The organism is Parasphingorhabdus halotolerans, assembly GCF_012516475.1.
Classification (GTDB): domain Bacteria; phylum Pseudomonadota; class Alphaproteobacteria; order Sphingomonadales; family Sphingomonadaceae; genus Parasphingorhabdus; species Parasphingorhabdus halotolerans.
Genome location: NZ_CP051217.1, coordinates 3,229,407 through 3,245,819, shown reverse-complemented (window position 1 = coordinate 3,245,819; position 16,413 = coordinate 3,229,407). Strand labels below are relative to the sequence as shown.

General features: G+C 53.9%; 15 protein-coding genes. 3 read left to right on the top strand and 12 right to left on the bottom strand.

Features of this window, described 5'->3' with window-relative positions:
- Positions 1 to 113: 113 nt before the first annotated feature.
- The 6 genes from HF685_RS15930 to HF685_RS15905 form a co-directional block, all read right to left on the bottom strand.
- Positions 114 to 899 carry a polyphosphate kinase 2 family protein gene (locus HF685_RS15930; protein WP_168821009.1) on the bottom strand — a complete coding sequence of 262 codons (786 nt, stop codon included), beginning with the start codon at positions 897 to 899 and terminating at the stop codon, positions 114 to 116.
- A gap of 53 nt (positions 900 to 952) precedes the next feature.
- Complete coding sequence (locus HF685_RS15925) at positions 953 to 1,159, bottom strand: hypothetical protein (RefSeq protein ID WP_168821007.1); 207 nt, start codon at positions 1,157 to 1,159, stop codon at positions 953 to 955.
- Positions 1,156 to 1,806, bottom strand: coding sequence for an alpha/beta fold hydrolase (locus HF685_RS15920; protein WP_168821005.1), 651 nt, complete (start codon positions 1,804 to 1,806; stop codon positions 1,156 to 1,158). The genes HF685_RS15925 and HF685_RS15920 overlap by 4 nt, the downstream gene beginning before the upstream one ends.
- Positions 1,807 to 1,896: 90 nt before the next feature.
- Positions 1,897 to 3,681: an aspartate--tRNA ligase gene (aspS, locus tag HF685_RS15915; protein WP_168821003.1), complete on the bottom strand. Its 1,785-nt coding sequence runs from the start codon at positions 3,679 to 3,681 to the stop codon at positions 1,897 to 1,899.
- 194 nt (positions 3,682 to 3,875) lie between these two features.
- Positions 3,876 to 5,390, bottom strand: coding sequence for an FAD-binding protein (locus HF685_RS15910; protein ID WP_168821001.1), 1,515 nt, complete (start codon positions 5,388 to 5,390; stop codon positions 3,876 to 3,878).
- A complete protein-coding gene (locus HF685_RS15905) occupies positions 5,390 to 5,722 on the bottom strand; it encodes a hypothetical protein (RefSeq protein ID WP_168820999.1) in 333 nt (110 codons plus the stop codon). Before HF685_RS15905 ends, HF685_RS15910 begins: the two co-directional genes overlap by 1 nt.
- Positions 5,723 to 5,804: 82 nt before the next feature.
- Here HF685_RS15905 and rnd point away from each other — a divergent pair, with 82 nt between their 5' ends.
- The gene (gene rnd, locus HF685_RS15900) at positions 5,805 to 6,992 is read left to right on the top strand and encodes a ribonuclease D (RefSeq protein WP_168820997.1); all 1,188 of its coding nucleotides are present in this window, start codon (positions 5,805 to 5,807) and stop codon (positions 6,990 to 6,992) included.
- Positions 6,993 to 7,012: 20 nt separating this feature from the next.
- On the opposite strand, the gene HF685_RS15895 is transcribed toward rnd, so the two are convergent.
- The 4 genes from HF685_RS15895 to HF685_RS15880 are packed head-to-tail and all read right to left on the bottom strand — an operon-like array spanning position 7,013 to position 12,691.
- A complete protein-coding gene (locus tag HF685_RS15895; RefSeq protein ID WP_246218667.1) occupies positions 7,013 to 8,497 on the bottom strand; it encodes a Ppx/GppA family phosphatase in 1,485 nt (494 codons plus the stop codon).
- Between the two features lie 31 nt (positions 8,498 to 8,528).
- Positions 8,529 to 10,730 carry an RNA degradosome polyphosphate kinase gene (locus HF685_RS15890; RefSeq protein ID WP_168820992.1) on the bottom strand — a complete coding sequence of 734 codons (2,202 nt, stop codon included), beginning with the start codon at positions 10,728 to 10,730 and terminating at the stop codon, positions 8,529 to 8,531.
- A gap of 9 nt (positions 10,731 to 10,739) precedes the next feature.
- Positions 10,740 to 11,354 (bottom strand): P-loop NTPase family protein, encoded by a 615-nt coding sequence (locus tag HF685_RS15885; RefSeq protein ID WP_168820990.1) that lies wholly within the window; start codon positions 11,352 to 11,354, stop codon positions 10,740 to 10,742.
- Positions 11,351 to 12,691 carry a heavy-metal-associated domain-containing protein gene (locus HF685_RS15880; protein WP_211051254.1) on the bottom strand — a complete coding sequence of 447 codons (1,341 nt, stop codon included), beginning with the start codon at positions 12,689 to 12,691 and terminating at the stop codon, positions 11,351 to 11,353. The genes HF685_RS15885 and HF685_RS15880 overlap by 4 nt, the downstream gene beginning before the upstream one ends.
- 62 nt (positions 12,692 to 12,753) lie before the next feature.
- Between HF685_RS15880 and purM the strand changes: the two genes are divergently transcribed.
- Together purM and purN are read left to right on the top strand one after the other, a co-directional pair.
- Positions 12,754 to 13,860: a phosphoribosylformylglycinamidine cyclo-ligase gene (purM, locus tag HF685_RS15875; RefSeq protein ID WP_168820988.1), complete on the top strand. Its 1,107-nt coding sequence runs from the start codon at positions 12,754 to 12,756 to the stop codon at positions 13,858 to 13,860.
- Between the two features lie 6 nt (positions 13,861 to 13,866).
- Positions 13,867 to 14,832, top strand: coding sequence for a phosphoribosylglycinamide formyltransferase (gene purN, locus HF685_RS15870; protein ID WP_168820986.1), 966 nt, complete (start codon positions 13,867 to 13,869; stop codon positions 14,830 to 14,832).
- Positions 14,833 to 14,993: 161 nt separating this feature from the next.
- Here purN and HF685_RS15865 read toward each other — a convergent pair whose 3' ends face one another.
- Positions 14,994 to 15,650, bottom strand: coding sequence for a LuxR C-terminal-related transcriptional regulator (locus HF685_RS15865; protein ID WP_168820984.1), 657 nt, complete (start codon positions 15,648 to 15,650; stop codon positions 14,994 to 14,996).
- Between the two features lie 144 nt (positions 15,651 to 15,794).
- Positions 15,795 to 16,253 carry a PaaI family thioesterase gene (locus tag HF685_RS15860; RefSeq protein ID WP_168820982.1) on the bottom strand — a complete coding sequence of 153 codons (459 nt, stop codon included), beginning with the start codon at positions 16,251 to 16,253 and terminating at the stop codon, positions 15,795 to 15,797.
- Positions 16,254 to 16,413: the final 160 nt, after the last annotated feature.

Below are 16,413 nucleotides of genomic sequence, written 5' to 3'. Positions count from 1 at the left end.
CGCGAACCTAAAGGTTCCAGAACCTCTTTATCACCTGATGAGATATCGCAGGCGAAATTATGTTTTGAGCTTATCGCACATCCTATAGTGACCGGCAGGGCAACGCCCGATCCCTAATCTTTTGCCTTATAACCAAATGCCTTTTTCGCCTGCTTCAGAATCTCCGGATCAAGCTCGGGCAATTCCTCCGGCAAGGCCGCTTCCAGCGTATCGGCGATATGGGTCATCGCCGCAATCCGGGCCGATTTCTTGTCGTTGCCGTCGATCACCTGCCAGGGCGCCCAGCGGGTGTCCGTATATTTGAACATGTCCGCCATCGCATCAAGATATTCGCCACGTTTCTCTCTGTTACGGAAATCCTCTTCTGTGATTTTCCAGCTTTTATGGGGGGTGTCGAGGCGCCGGGCGAAGCGCTCGTCCTGCTCTTCCTGTGTCACATGGAAAAACAGCTTTACCAAATTCGTGCCGCCATCTTTTTGCTGTGCCTCAAATTCATTGATCTCGTCGTATCCGCGTTTCCAGTCCGCATCGGTACAAAAGCCTTCCACACGTTCGACCAGCACGCGACCATACCAGCTGCGATCAAACACGGCGATTTCACGGCTGCCCGGTAATTTCTGCCAGAATCGCCACAGGAAATGGCGATCTTTTTCCTCTTTGGTCGGCGCGCCGATCGGCCAGACATCAAAATACCGCGGATCCCATTCGGAGGTCATCCGGCGAATCGAACCGCCCTTCCCAGCCGCATCCCAGCCTTCGCAGACAATGATTGATCGACTGCCATGAATGATATGCTTGAAATGCACATGCGCGAGCCGCTCCTGCAGTGCCTTGAGGGATTCGTCATAATCACCGTCAAATTTGGTGCCGGATTCATAATCTTTCAGGTCAATAGTCATGGACCGATAGTAACCGAAAATTCAGAAAACAGCCAACGAGTTAACCGTGATTATCAGTCTTCGAAAATTAACGCCGCAATCCGTTCTGGATCCTGCATCGGCATGAAATGCGTCAGTTCCGGAATGTAGATGTCCACACCGTTTGCAAAACTGCTGGCCAGCTCCGGCGGTGTCGGTGAGGAGGCGAAATCGAACACGCCATCCTGTTTGATTTGCGGTGCACGGAGCACTTTTACCGGTTGCTCGATCGTATTGATCAATGGCCAGGGATCAATCGATGCACTTGTTGCATAAACCGAAGCCTCGGTTTGCGGCGGACAAGCAAGCTGGTAGCCTCCTTCTCCATCAGCGAGCAGTCCATATTCGCAATAATCGCGCAGCACCGCAGTGTCCCACAGGCTGTAGGGCGGCGGTCCTTGAAACGGTCAAACATCTCGTCCGGCGCTGCCCAGCTGTTGCGGCGCTTTGAAACCATATGGTTTGTCGCGCTGTAATCCGGCGGGTTTTGATAAGCCTCGCGGTTCATGATCACCGGATCAACGAGAACCAGCCGCGCTATCTGATCGGGAAGCGCAGCGGCGGTTTGCACCAGACAATGCCCGCCCATGCTGTGGCCTGCGGCAACGGCAAATTTGATGCCGAGAGATTGCACCAGTTCGGTTGTGGCACCGGCGATGATTGCCCAATCGGTGATTTCGGGTTTGGCACTGCGGCCGTGACCAAGCTGGTCGACCGCTACGACGTGTGTCTCCTTGGGAAAGGCAGCGACCACCTTATCCCAGCAGCGCGCGTGAAAACCCGTGGCATGGAGCAACAGGATTGACGGCCCCTCTCCTGCCTCGCCCCATTCGAAATAGCAGAGGTCGCCTTGAAGCGACGCGAAGTCCTTTTGTTCAGGTTGCGACATAAAAACTCCGTTCGTGCTGAGCCTGTCGAAGCACCGGTTCGCGCACCATGTGTCCTTCGACAAGCTCAGGACGAACGGTGGCCCCGATATTCACCCTTCTTTCGGCGGCTCGACAACGCGAATATGCAGCTCGCGCAATTGCTTTTGCGAGACACCACTTGGCGCGCTCATCATCAGGTCTTCGGCTTTCTGGTTCATCGGGAACAGCACGACTTCGCGGATGTTGGGTTCGTTCGCGAGCAGCATCACGATCCGGTCCACACCCGGAGCCGAACCACCATGCGGCGGCGCGCCATATTTCAGCGCGTTAATCATTCCGGAAAATTCCGTGTCGACCTGCTCCTTGGTGTAACCGGCAATTTCAAACGCTTTATACATGATATCGGGCCGGTGATTCCGGATCGCGCCGGAACTGAGCTCAATGCCATTGCAGACAATATCATATTGCCAGGCGAGAATATCGAGCGGGTCTTTATTCTCCAGCGCGTCCAGTTCGCCCTGCGGCATCGAGAACGGGTTGTGCGAGAAATCAAGTTTCTTGAGTTCCTCATCATATTCAAACATCGGATAATCGACGACCCAGCAGAATTTGAATGCGTTTTCGTCGATCAGATCCAGTTGTACTGCCGTGCGGGTCCGCGCCACACCGGCCAGTTTCGCGGCATCCGCTTCTTTGCCCGCTGCAAAAAACACACCATCATCGGGACCACAGCCGAGGTCTGCGAGCAGCTTTGCCGTGCCTTCTTCCCCGTGGTTCTTGGCAATCGGCCCGCCAGCCGCGCCGTCCTTCATGTTGATATAACCCAGACCCGCAAAGCCTTCGCCCCGCGCCCAATCATTCATCGCATCGAAAAACTTGCGGCTCTTCTTGCCCGCTTCCGGCGCGACAAAAGCCCGCACGGTTCCGCCCGTTGAAGTGATTTTGTCAAACAGTCCGAAGCCCGAACCTTTGAAATGCTCCGACACATCCTGAATGATGATCGGGTTGCGCAGATCAGGTTTATCCGAGCCGTATTTCAGCATGGATTCTTTATACGGAATGCGCGGAAATTCACCGGCTGGAGTCACGCTGCGCCCATCGGCAAATTCTTCAAACACACCGGCCAGAACCGGCTCAAGCGCCTGAAACACATCTTCCTGCGTGACAAAGCTCATTTCCAGGTCGAGCTGATAAAACTCACCGGGAGAGCGATCCGCCCGCGCATCTTCATCACGGAAACAGGGCGCAATCTGGAAATAGCGGTCAAAACCGGCGACCATCAGCATCTGCTTGAACATCTGCGGGGCCTGCGGCAGCGCATAGAATTTGCCCGGATGGACACGGCTTGGCACCAGATAATCGCGCGCGCCTTCAGGAGAGGAAGCCGTCAGGATCGGTGTCTGAAATTCGGTAAAGCCCTGCTCCACCATGCGATTACGCAGGCTGCTGATGACCTTGGAACGCAGCATCATATTGGCATGAACTTTTTCGCGGCGCAGATCGAGGAAGCGATAGCGCAGGCGGATATCTTCGGGATATTCCTGCTCGCCAAACACCGGCATCGGCAATTCCTCCGCTGGCCCTTGCATATCGACGGTATCTGCAACCAGCTCTATTTCGCCCGTTGGCAGATTGGTGTTGATCGTTTCATCCGACCGCGCGGTCACTTTACCGGTCACGGTAATCACCGATTCCTTGCGCGCGCCGTCGAGCAGCTTGAACGCGTCACTACCCTGTTCGCTAACAATCTGGGTCAGACCAAAATGATCGCGCAGATCGACGAACAGCAAATTGCCATGATCGCGTTTGTTATGGATCCAGCCAGACAGACGGGCTTCGTGGCCAACATCCGATTGGCGGAGCTGCGAACAATTATGGGTGCGATATGCGTGCATGATGGGCCTTCAAATCTCAGAAAATATCTAATTGTTAAGTCCTGCGCGTAACACAGGGGAAGCGCGCATTTGTCAAGGGTAGAGATAGGAAGAGCGGTACTTTCCACCCGCTCACCCTGAGCCCGTCGAAGGGTGGTTGTTTACGAGATGCTGCGACAAGCTCGGCATGAGCGGGGGTCGATCCTGCGTGGTAATTAAATCAAACCCAGTTTCACCAGTTCATCGTTGGCAAAAACCTGCCGCTCGGCCGGATCAGGCATCACTTGCGCCTGCGCCCAGCGCCAGTTGGCATAATCCTGCTCATAATCCCGCTTCACCCGGCGTTCGTCGAGATTATTGGTTTTCCCCCAGTGGCGCGTGAACGGGACACCGGCATCATCCAGCGCCTCAACAACTTTCTTGTACCCGCTATGGCTGCTTTCGACATTCGGCCCGTCAAAATCAATCACAACATTGTCCTCCCACCGCGCCGGTGCCAGCAAGCCTTGGGCTTTGTGAACGAACCGCAACGTCACCACCGTCCCACCGCCGCCTTTCCGGAAACTGTCGATAATCAAATCGAAAGCCTCACTGAGAAGGGACCGCTCGATCGTCACTGAACCGTTGAACAGATTGGCGATTGGTGTATGTTCTTCGGTTGTATTGCCCCACGTCGCTATGCGTTCCGGATCATCCACATCCTGATCTTTAGGATATCCGCGCTCCATCGCGACCTGCAATATCTCGGCCTTAAAGAACTCGCTTTCCGCCATCAGATTACCGAGCAATGTCAGTGCATCATAGCCCGCGCCCATTTGCGATGGTGTTGGCGGTTTAATGTCAGGGTTGAATGGCCGCTTGTACAGAAACCGCAACAAAGCATTTTTCCCAAATGGATCAAAGGGATTGAGGATGATTTGCTGAAAATAGGGCTCTTCATTCAACCCGAATTCGCGTGAAAATTTCGTGAACTCGCCCCGGCAGAGCCAATCAATATGCTCGCGCTCAATCTTGGTCGCTTTCTGGATGTTCTGCACCATATAGATAGGATCAGTTTCAATCAGCAGCGCGGTAATGAATCCCATCGCCCCGACATGCACCTGACAGGCGGCAAAAATCCGGTCATCGCGGATTATCTCCGACCCGGTTTGCGTAATAAACTCATCCGACAGAACCGCCTTGTCCGGCGCGATCCAAAATATGCGTTCCGGCGTGACCAACTGGACCGCCCGGACATGATCCTGGATGCCGCCTGATTTCCAGACACTACCGTGGGTTCCCGTAGCGCAGGCGCCGGCAAAGCTCTGGCCGTTGCTTGCTCCGCCGGTGCGCAGTGAACGACCCAATTGCTCAGCACTTTCATAGACTTCATCAACCGTCGCGCCGCATTGCACGAGTAGCAGCGCCTCCGGCGGTATCTCGCAATCCGGGTGCACGGCATCCGCGTCCAGTTTAAACGTCCTGTTGAGCCGCAAAGTTTCTACCAGCCAGCCGTCTTCGACAATATTTATCGGCGCCGGTGACCATCCCGCGCCGATTGGACGCACTGGAATGTTATATTGCTTCGCTTCCTTAAGAAGTTCCAACACGGTTTCGGCAACGCTCTTCAGATAGGCGCGTCCGCCGGATTCTTCACCGTTGGCGATTTCCAGTCGTTCCTTGACGTTACACGCGGCAGTCTTGTGATAATTGGTCCAGATTTGTTGCCCGAGGCGGGTGAGTTTTGCCACTATGCGTCCCCCACATCGCTATCACCGGCATAGCAGCGATAGGCTATGCTGATGGTCCGTACGAAACCGAAGGTGACCAGGCAGATCAGCACGGCCTTTCCGGTCATGAAAAAGCGCATGTCATTTATCCCTAGACCATCACAATCATCAACCTGGATGGAGCGCCCGCGACGCGACGCAAAACCCCAGGCCAATATGGTTATCTCGATTGTTTTTCCGCCAATTGGTCTTGGGTCAGCGATTGCCAGATAGGCATCGCCCCACGTTGCCATTATCTGGCCTATCAACAAGATGGCGAGAACCACTGCCAGAACCAGTGTCCAAAATACCATGCTTTTTCCCCACTTTGAATCGAAATCGATGACGCGCCCATGAAATGTTTGCGAGGTGAGCCGCCCGATGTATAGGATAAAAATGCACATTCATCCCTTACTGACCGAAAGTCAGGACATAGCCGACATTTGCGAACGCTTTAGCAAAGCCGATTTTGTCGCGGTTGACACAGAATTCATGCGGGAAAATACCTATTGGCCGATCCTCTGCCTGATCCAGATTTCCGACGGCAAGGAAGCGGCAGCAATCGACCCGCTGGCGAAGGGCCTTGATCTCCAGCCGTTGCTTGATTTGCTGGTCAATAATGAAGATGTTCTCAAAATCTTCCACGCCGGCGGGCAAGACGTCGAGATCATCCACAATATGACCGGCAAGACGCCGCATCCGATTTTCGATACCCAAATCGCCGCCATGGCGCTCGGCCCCAGCGAACAGATTGGCTATGCCAATCTCGTCGATAGCTGGCTTGGCATCACCCTCGATAAAGGCGCGCGCTTTACTGACTGGTCGCGGCGACCATTGGATGCGCGCCAGATAAAATATGCGATTGGCGATGTCACCCATCTGGCCGAGATTTTTCCGATGATGCTCGAAAAACTCAAAGAAACCGGGCGGGGCATGTGGATTAATGCGGAGATGGAAAAGCTCGCCGATCCGGATAATTATGTTAACGATCCTGAAATCGCCTGGCGGCGGGTGAAATCACAGGGCCGCAATCTGGAAGTGCTCGGGCGACTCAAGGCCCTGGCATCCTGGCGCGAGCAAGAAGCGCAATCGAAGGATCTCCCGCGCGGCCGGATAATGCGCGATGAAACACTCGCGGATATCGCTGCTCATCCCCCTAAAGATCAGGCAAAATTGGGTCAGGTACGCGGACTATCCAATGGCTGGAAGAGCAATGATATTGGCGAGCGGCTAATGGAGACGCTGGCTGGCGCCAAACCATTGGACCGGAGCGAACTACCCTCCAGAAATGATCGTCGCCCCAAATCCGGCAAAGCAAGTGCACTGGTTGCAGATTTACTCAAGCTGCTGCTCAAAATACGGTCTGCGGAGCTGAATGTGGCATCAAAACTATTGGCACGGGCCGATGACCTTGACCGTATCGTCGCTGGCGAGCGTGATGGCGTTCAGCTTCTGGAAGGCTGGCGGCTGGATGAATTTGGCCGCGATGCTATTGATCTCATTGAGGGGCGGGTGAGTTTCACCGTTATGGACGGTAAGCTAAAAATGACCCACCAACCGGAAGTTGAAAACGAGGACGATTAAGGTCAAACCCAAGTAGCCGGCTATTTTGTAGTCACCATCACCGCTTCCAAATCAAGATAACTGGCGAGTTGTGCGTGTCTCTTCGCCACCGAATCGCCATAAAGCTCAACAAGCTCCTTGGCCAAGCTTAGCTCCAATTTTCTACCAACCCGACGCAAGCGGGTGTGCTCCAGCGGATTGCGTGTGCCGCCGCTGAGCCGCTGGGCCAAACGCATGGCCATCCCCCAGCATATTGCGCGCCGTGTCGCTTCTTCACTCGCGAGTTTTCCGCCGCCCGGGAATACACTGGTTCCACCGCCAAAGCTGGTAAAAAGCGCTTGCCCGAGCATCTCGCGTTCGGGACCGGTTATGCCAACCCAGTTTCCGTGCAAACCAATTTCCAGTCCACGTTCAGCCCTGAAATTGGGGTTCGCGCGCCATGCGACGTCGCCAAGATTGCACGCAGCCTGTCGGATCCGGTGCCATTCTGGCGGGTCATCCGAGAAAATATCCGCAATCCATTTACCCAGCAATTTGCTATTGGCCGGAAAGCGCGCCTGCGCAGCGCCTGAATCTTCTGTCGCCAGCAAAAGAGGGTCGCGCTTGGCTTCCGCTTCGCTGATTTTATGAAACAACATGCCTTCGCGCACGCCATAGGCCGATACGATCATCTCGCTGCTATCAAGATATCGCACAATGAATGCGAGCAACCAGGCGGCATCGTCAAGCGTCGGGATACGCGATGTGGAAAGCCCTGGCACAGCCTTCAACTTGGCCTTGTCGAGCCGTGCCAGCTTGCTTACCAGTCGCCGCGCGCGATGCGGTTGCATTTCATAATGATGGATGACGGGCAGCGGGTAACCGCTTGTGTGCATATCGAGCCGGGCCAGTGATCGCCACGAACCGCCGACGAGATAAAAGGGAAGCCCCTTCTCTGCCGAGTCCCATCCGGTCTTCTTCAGCATTTTCCGCACTTGTCGCTTGAGCTTGTCTTTGCCTTTTGCGCGCAAATCAGCAACACGTAGAACACCAAGCGGAAAGCTGTGCTTTTCAAGAACTATGCCATCTTTTACCATTGCAAGCTCAAGGCTGCCGCCGCCAAGATCCCCAACGATACCGTTCGCGCCAGGAATTCCGGACAAAACACCCAGCCCTGCCAATTCAGCCTCTTCTTCCCCTTGGAGTACCAGCGTTTCAAACCCGACTTTTTTGGCGGCTTTCAAAAGCTCCTTGCCATTGGTTGCATCGCGCACGGCAGCTGTTGCAAACGCAATTGTTTCTTCCACCTGCATTTCGGCGCAAAGACGGCAAAATCTTTTCAACGCGCCAATCGCCAAAGCCATGGAGTCTTCTGCAATATCTCCGGTCGTGGCGAGATTCCTGCCCAGACCCGCCATAACTTTTTCATTGAATAATATGGCCGGTACGCGCGCAGGTCCCTGATAAACCACCAGCCGGATTGAATTGGATCCGATATCAATGATCGCGGTGCGCCGGTTAACGTAAGGCGTTTGATGTGCGATCAAATCTCTGGCGCGGTGCTCCATCAAAATGCCGTCAGACCTTTTTCTTGCGGCGACGCAAGCTGAGACGCGGAACCGCGTTGCTCTTCTTGAGCGCCTTGCCTCGCCCGGAAAGAGAGGGATTGGTCATAAAATAGCGGTGCAGATTAAACGGGTTATCCGAAGGCACCACGCGCGTGTAACTGCCATCAGAATTAAGCTCCCAGCTCTGTTCGTCATCGATGAGATTGGCGACCATCACCTGATCGAGAATTTGGTCATGGACGGTTTTATTCTCGATCGGCATCATATATTCAACCCGCCGATCCAGATTGCGCGGCATCCAGTCCGCCGATGAAATATAGAGCTTCGCGCCGTCATTAGGCAAATCCCGGCCATTGCCAAAAGCCCAAATTCTACTGTGCTCGAGGAAACGCCCGACCACTGACTTTACCCGGATGTTATCAGACATGCCCGGAACGCCGGGCCGCAAGCAACATATTCCACGAATTACCAAATCAATCTCGACACCGGCATCGCTCGCCGCATAAAGCTTTTCGATCAAGGCCGGATCAACCAGCGAGTTCATTTTTGCCCAGATCATTCCGGGTTTGCCGGCCCGTTCGCTGGCAATTTCCTGATCAATCAACGCCATAATATCGTTGCGCAAATAACGCGGTGACATCGAAATCATCTCGAGCTTTTCCGGCTCGACATAACCGGTGATATAATTGAATAACTGCGCCGCATCGCGGGCCGCTTTCGGGTCCGCAGTAAAGAAGCTCAGATCGGTATAAATTTTCGCGGTAATCGGGTGATAATTGCCGGTGCCAAAGTGGCAGTAGGTGCGATATCCTTCCGCTTCCTTGCGCACGACCATCGATATTTTGGCATGGGTTTTCCATTCGATAAAGCCATAGACCACCTGCACGCCTGCACGCTCCAACTCGCTGGCCCACACCAAATTTTGTTCTTCGTCAAATCGTGCCTTTAACTCGACGATGGCGGTAACCGATTTACCCGCTTCCGCCGCATCAATCAGCGCACGGATAACCGCTGATTGCTTGCCAGCGCGATAGAGCGTTTGTTTGATCGCCACCACATCAGGGTCTGCAGCCGCCTGCCGCAAAAATTCGATAACCACTTCAAAGGATTCATAAGGGTGATGCACCAATATGTCCTTGTCGCGGATCGCTGCAAAACAATCACCTCCATGTTCCCTGATCCGTTCCGGAAAGCGCGGACTATAGGGGACGAATTTGAGATCGGGGCGATCTTCCTCAACCAGCCGCTCAAGATCACCCAGGCCAACCAGACCATCAATCCGGCTTTCCGCAGTTCCCGCATCAAGCAAATGCTCCCGTAACATCGTAGTGACGGGTTCCGATAAATCCGGTCCGATTTCCAGCCTGATTACATCGCCCCGACGGCGGCGTTTTATCGCACTACGGAAGTAGCGTACGAGGTCTTCTGCCTCTTCCTCGACTTCAATATCACTATCTCGAATGATCCGGAACAGCCCGCCGCTGGAAACTTCATAGCCGGGGAACAGCAAATCGGAATGATATCGAATGACCGACTCGACAGATACATATGTCGCAATGTCGCCGGGCATTCTGATGAAGCGCGGCAATCCGGACGGGATCATCACCAATTCTCTGATACCGCGCTTGTCGGATTTGCGAACAAGATCGAAAACCAGACTGAGTCCCTTGTTTGGAATAAACGGGAACGGGTGGGCCGGGTCTAAAGCTTGCGGCGTCAGGACTGGAAAAATCTGGTCAATAAAGTGGCGACGAAGCCAGGTTCGATCGGTTTCATCAAGCACATCAACCGACTGAACAAAAATATCTTCTTTCGCCAATAGTCCGGTCAGCTCATTCCAGACTTTCTGCTGATTATTCAATAATTTATCGGCCTGTGTTGCGATTGCTTGCAACTGCTGCACCGCAGTTAATCCATCCGCTGAACGCTCCTCGATATTCTGCCGATATTGACCGACCAGTCCGGCAAAGCGAACCATGAAAAACTCATCGAGATTATTGCCCGAGATTGAGAGAAAACGCAGGCGCTCAAGCAGCGGGTGCGAGCTATTCTGAGCCTCTTCAATCACCCGCTCGTTAAAGCCGAGCCAACTCAGTTCACGATTAAAATAGCGTTCCGACCCGTCTGCCAATTGCGCATCACCAAGAAACGGCACGCCATTCCCGCCCTCATTGTCAGCAAGACTGTTTCTTTCTGATGCCAGATTATCCATAGGATTCTCTCAAATGTCCGGTCCTTCGCCGGATTGTTGTTCCGCGAGTGCAGCCCGTGCCACCGCCAGCGTTACGGGTTTTTTCTGCTCTATAGCAATATTATCCATTTTAGCGGCCAAAAGTTCAACAAATCGGTAACTGCGTTGCATTCTCTTGGCCAGATAAGCCAGCGCGTCCTCGGAGATCGAAAGCCCGCGCCGGACAAAATATTGCTGCATCAGGCCCGCTATCATTTCTTCATCCGGCGGCCCCAACTCCAGCAAAAGCGAAGAAGCCAGACGTGATTTTAAATCGGGGAGTACGATGCCCCATTCAGAAACAGGCATTCGCGAAGTCAGCAATAGCGGCTTATGCTCCTCGCGCGCGCGATTCCACAGATGGAAAATAACTTCATCTTCCCTCGAGTCAGCATCATCCATTATGTATCCGCCGCTGTCGTTGGAAAAGCTCTCAAGAATAGCAGATTTACCAGAAGACTGCGGTCCGACCAAAATCGCCGTCATATGTGGCCAAGCTTGCCAGTTTTCCAGTTGATTGCAAACCGCGATATTCGCAGCGGTAACTAGAAAGCCGCTATTCTCCGCCTTCGGGGTTGTATCCAGAGGAAGCGCTATCTGGCTCACTGTTGGGGATCGCCACTCCCGGAATTATCGCTTCCTGCTGGTGGATTGGCCGGCGTTGAACCGCCACCGCGCGTAATTCGCAAAGCACCGGCGCCTTGCTGCACCTGCCAACCACGTGAACGCAGCGCCGCAGCGAGCGTTGCCAAATCACCATTGTAGTTCACGCGCATTACCGAAACACCGCCCAGCGCCAAGCTGGAGGTAGATGCTGAAGAAACGCCCGGGACAGAACGCACCGATGATTCGCCGCGTCCAACAGCCCCGACGTCTGGAGTATTAAACTGTACAGACACTGTTATCGCACCGGCACTGGAGGGCGCAACTTCGCCGCCATCGCTGACGCCATCAGACGACTGCCTTGTGTCACTGGCCCCTGCTGCCGGGCTTGGTGCTTCGGTAGCAATTTCTGCTTCAATCTGCTGTTCCAGCGCTTCAAGATCGAGCGGGTCTTCAATAATCAATGACCGGTCTGTTTTCAAAACACCCCGCGACAAGGCGCTGGTATAAACTCTGTCCAACCGCACAATCGCCTGATCCATCATCTCGGGGATAGCATCGCTGGATTTTACTTTTAGCGTAAAACTGTCGATAAATTTATTGTCGGGCCCATAGCGCGCGGTGAATTTTCCGGTCACCGGGCCGCCCGGATATTCGCGTTGCAGACGCACAATCGGAACAATCACATCGGCCGCCCCGAATTGATCCAGTATCGTGCGCCACCAGCGCCTGTCCCTGCGGTCAGCCTGACCAGCGGTCAAAACCAGCGATTCGCTGTCCGAGCCATAGGGACGCACATAATCAATCGCGCTGTCGCCTGCACGAAAGCGCGCCCAAGCTTTTTGCCACTCGGTTTTATTCTCGAAAACTTGCGGGGACCCGCCACTCCACATGATCGGCAGGACCAAAAGTGGCGGTGAACGCAGGCGGCGTCCGCCGACGCCCAATATGGAACCGGCGCGTGCACGGTCGAACATCACGCCGAGCGTGGCAATATAGCGTTTAGGGCCAATTTGTTCTTTTTCCACGATGATCGCAGAAACCATATTGTTCAGCGCGCTATCCGGCAATCCGGTGGTTTTTCCGCCTTGGGTTCGCGCGTAAAGCATGATCCACGCTTTTCTCTGCGCTTCTTCCCAACCTTTTTTTCGGGCGTCAAAGGCATCATCGCCCTGCACATCCACTTCAACGCCCATGATTTCAAAATCACCGGAGCTCGCAAGTGGTGCAACGCCGCGTTCTCCGCCTTCCAACTGGGCATAGACCACCGCGCCTGCCGCTACGGCGAGCACTGCAAATATCGCTACAATCCGGATTTTTAAATTGGCCAAAAATTTCATTTGCGCTCTTTTGACGATTATGACGTGGAAATCCACCCGTGAGTTGTCTAATCGCCTATTTTATGAGTGAAAAGAAAAATGAGCCCGAATCGTACACTTATGCGAAAGCCGGTGTTTCGATTGAGGCAGGTAACGCATTGGTCAAAGCAATAGCGCCCTTGGCCAAAGCAACGGCGCGTGCTGGTGCTAATGCTGAACTCGGCGGATTTGGCGGGTTTTTTGATTTAAAGGCAGCCGGTTATGATGATCCTCTGTTAGTTGCTGCCAATGACGGCGTGGGAACAAAACTCAAGCTGGCGATCGACCATGACCGCCATGACAGCGTGGGTATCGATCTGGTCGCCATGTGCGTCAATGATCTGATCGTGCAGGGCGCGGAGCCATTATTTTTCCTTGATTATTTTGCGACTGGAAAACTCGAAAATGGCGTGGCCGAGCGGGTCGTTGCGGGCATAGCCGAAGGCTGCAAAATGTCCGGCTGCGCGTTGATTGGCGGCGAAACAGCGGAAATGCCGGGCATGTATGCTGAAGGTGATTATGATCTGGCGGGTTTTTGCGTCGGCGCAGTAGAGCGCGAAAAAGCGGTGACGGGCGCAAAGCTGGAAGCAGGCGATGTTCTGCTTGGCCTTGCCTCCTCAGGCATTCATTCCAACGGCTACTCGCTGGTCCGGCGTCTGGCAGAAGATAAAGACTGGAAACTCAATCGCCCTGCCCTTTTTGATCCGGAAATTCTTTTGATTGAAGCCTTGATTGCGCCGACGCGAATCTATGTGAAATCGCTGCTGCCGCTCATGCAGTCCGGTCGGATTAAAGCGCTTGCCCATATTACCGGCGGCGGACTGCTGGAGAATATCCCGCGCGTCTTGCCCGAAGGCGTTCATGCCCATGTTGATGCAGGAAGTTGGGAGCAACCACGCCTGATGGCCTTTCTCCAGGCGCAGGGTAATATCGAGCCGGAAGAAATGGCGCGCACGTTTAACTGCGGCATCGGTATGGTACTTGCAGTATCACCCGATGAAGCTGCGTTGGTTAAAGCCGATCTGGAAGACTCTGGAGAAACGGTCTATCAGATTGGCGACATTCGTGAGGGCGCGAAAGGCTGTACCGTTTCAGGCAATGCCGATACCTGGTCGGCGATGAGCGACTGGACCGCGACGCATGACGGCTAGCATCGGATGACGCCCAAAGCCAAAATCGCCATCCTGATCTCAGGGCGCGGTTCCAACATGGCGGCTTTGATTTATGCGGCCAAGGCCGAAAGCTGCCCCTATGAAGTCGTTCTGGTGGCGTCCAATGCTGCCAGCGCGCGGGGTCTGGAACTTGCCGAGGCAGAAGATATCGCGACTTTTTCTCATCCTCACAAGGGCCTGTCTCGCGAAGATCATGACGAGATCATGCACCAGGCGGTGATTAACTCCGGCGCGGAATATATCGTGCTCGCCGGTTATATGCGTATTCTCAGCGATGCGTTTGTCTCCAAATGGCAGGATCGGATGCTCAATATTCATCCTAGCTTGCTGCCCAAATACAAAGGTCTCGACACCTACGCGCGGGCGATAGAGGCAGGCGATAAAGTCGCAGGATGCAGCGTCCATCTGGTCACACCGGAACTGGACGATGGACCGGTGCTGGCGCAAACCGAAGTCGCGATATTGCCGGGGGATAACGCCGACCGTCTTGCCAGCCGGGTATTAATTGCGGAACACCAGCTTTATCCCAATACGCTGGCGAAATATGTAACGCGGGAAGCCGATCCCGACTGGATACTGGAGCAAGTGCGCCGGCGGGCACTGGCGTTGACAGAAACCCATGAGCGGATGAGTTTCGGGTCGCCGGGCTGGCGCGTCGGTAGCGAAAAAACCGGCAAATATTTTGCCTATTTCACCCAAAAACTGCACGGCGAGGCCAGCGTTGGGTTGCTTGTCAAAACAACCGGCTTTGATGAGCAATCGGCCCTTCTGGAAGCCGATCCCGAGCTATATTATCTCCCTAAATTCTATGGCAAGGGCGGCTGGATCGCCATTCGTCTCGACATTGGCCGGACCGATTGGGATCATGTTGGCGACTGGCTAGCGAAAAGTTGGCGGATGGTCGCGCCGAAGCGATTGACCAAAATAATAGATATCGCTGATCAATTTTAGAAAAAAGAACATCGCGGAACGTTAATATAAGCAGCGAGGAGGAGGGAGGATTGCCGCTAATATCATCAGGCTTGCGACCCAGATATTAAGTCTGTTCCGCGATGCTTCTTATAGATAGATCAAACAGATTAGACCGGCCATACGGTACTAGGACCGTATGCCTACATCCCCGCTTCCACCGCGATGCGCACCATATCCGCAGCGCTGGGTACATTAAGTCGTTTCATCAATATCGACCGATGCATTTTGATCGTCCGTTCGCTCAAATTAAGCTCGTAGGCGATCTGTTTGTTTAGGAAGCCTTTTGCGATGAAATTCAGAACTTCACGTTGGCGTTTTGATAAATCTTTGACGATCGACACCGCGCGCATTCGCCTTGCTTTAACAAGACTAGGGCCATCGCTCTCCATTTCCACCTGCGAACCAAGGAAATATTCCAGCTCGCCATCATCATCAAACAGCGGGGCCACCAGTACCGCATTTTGAAACGGTGTGCCGTCTTTTTTATAATTCAGGATTTCAACCAGCACGGACTTTCGCTCGCGCACGCCGCGGCGAATTTCTTCGGTAAGCCACGGTTCGGTGGCCTCTCCGGCAAGAAACCGGCAGTTCCGCCCGATAATAAAATCGGCATCATAACCGGTAAGCGCGCTAAATGCTTCGTTGGAGGCAATGATCGGATTATCGGGCAACCGCGGATTGCTGATGACCGAAGCAATCGGGCTATTCTCGATAAGCTTGCGGACAGCGGCCTTGGGCAATCCCACCTCGGATATCTTACGGGGGTCTTCGCTTCGGGAGGTTTCGGTTTCCGACATGCTTGCAACTTAGTCGATTAGAGAGACACAAGGCAAGCTATGCCGCTCGCTTAATTTTACCAGGAGCTTCAACGGCCGATCCAATACACGTCTTGCGGTCTTATCGCCTTCCCATATCATCCAGCCCCGCCAAACGGGAAAATGCTACCCGATGTTGCGCTCAACGACCACCCAGCCGCCGGTCACAATCGCCAGAAGTTTGCCGGTTTCACTATCCATGAACCGCGACTCGATAGCGGCGGTTCGTTTCGAACGATTGTTCACCCGGCTCTCGACCCGCACCACTTTGCCAGCCCGGATCGGGCGCAAATAGCGGGTGTGAAAATCCGTGGTCGAATAGGCTTCGGGCGTTGTGCTGGTCGACCAGAACGCAAAACTTTGCGCAACATCGGCTACCACCACCGTAATGCCGCCCTGAACAAAGCCATCAACGTGGCAAAGTTCCTGCTCAACCGTCCATTCCAGATCAAATTCGCCCACAGCAACCCGGGTAAACCGCATATATTTATCAAAACCCATCCGACGCGTAAACGGAGGCGCGCCATCGCTCATTTCGGGATGATCGATTATCGATTGAATCATGGGTATGGGATCGTGGGTCATGGTGATGCCATATCAGGATTTATTGCTGCAAGGGAGACCGCTTGAAATCGGGAATAACGATTAGCGGAAAATCACCGATTAGCTGCGCGAAACAAAGGACGCCAAGAATGAGATAACCGCCGTTCAGGTATCGCCCCGATTGTGGACATTCAAAGCCGAT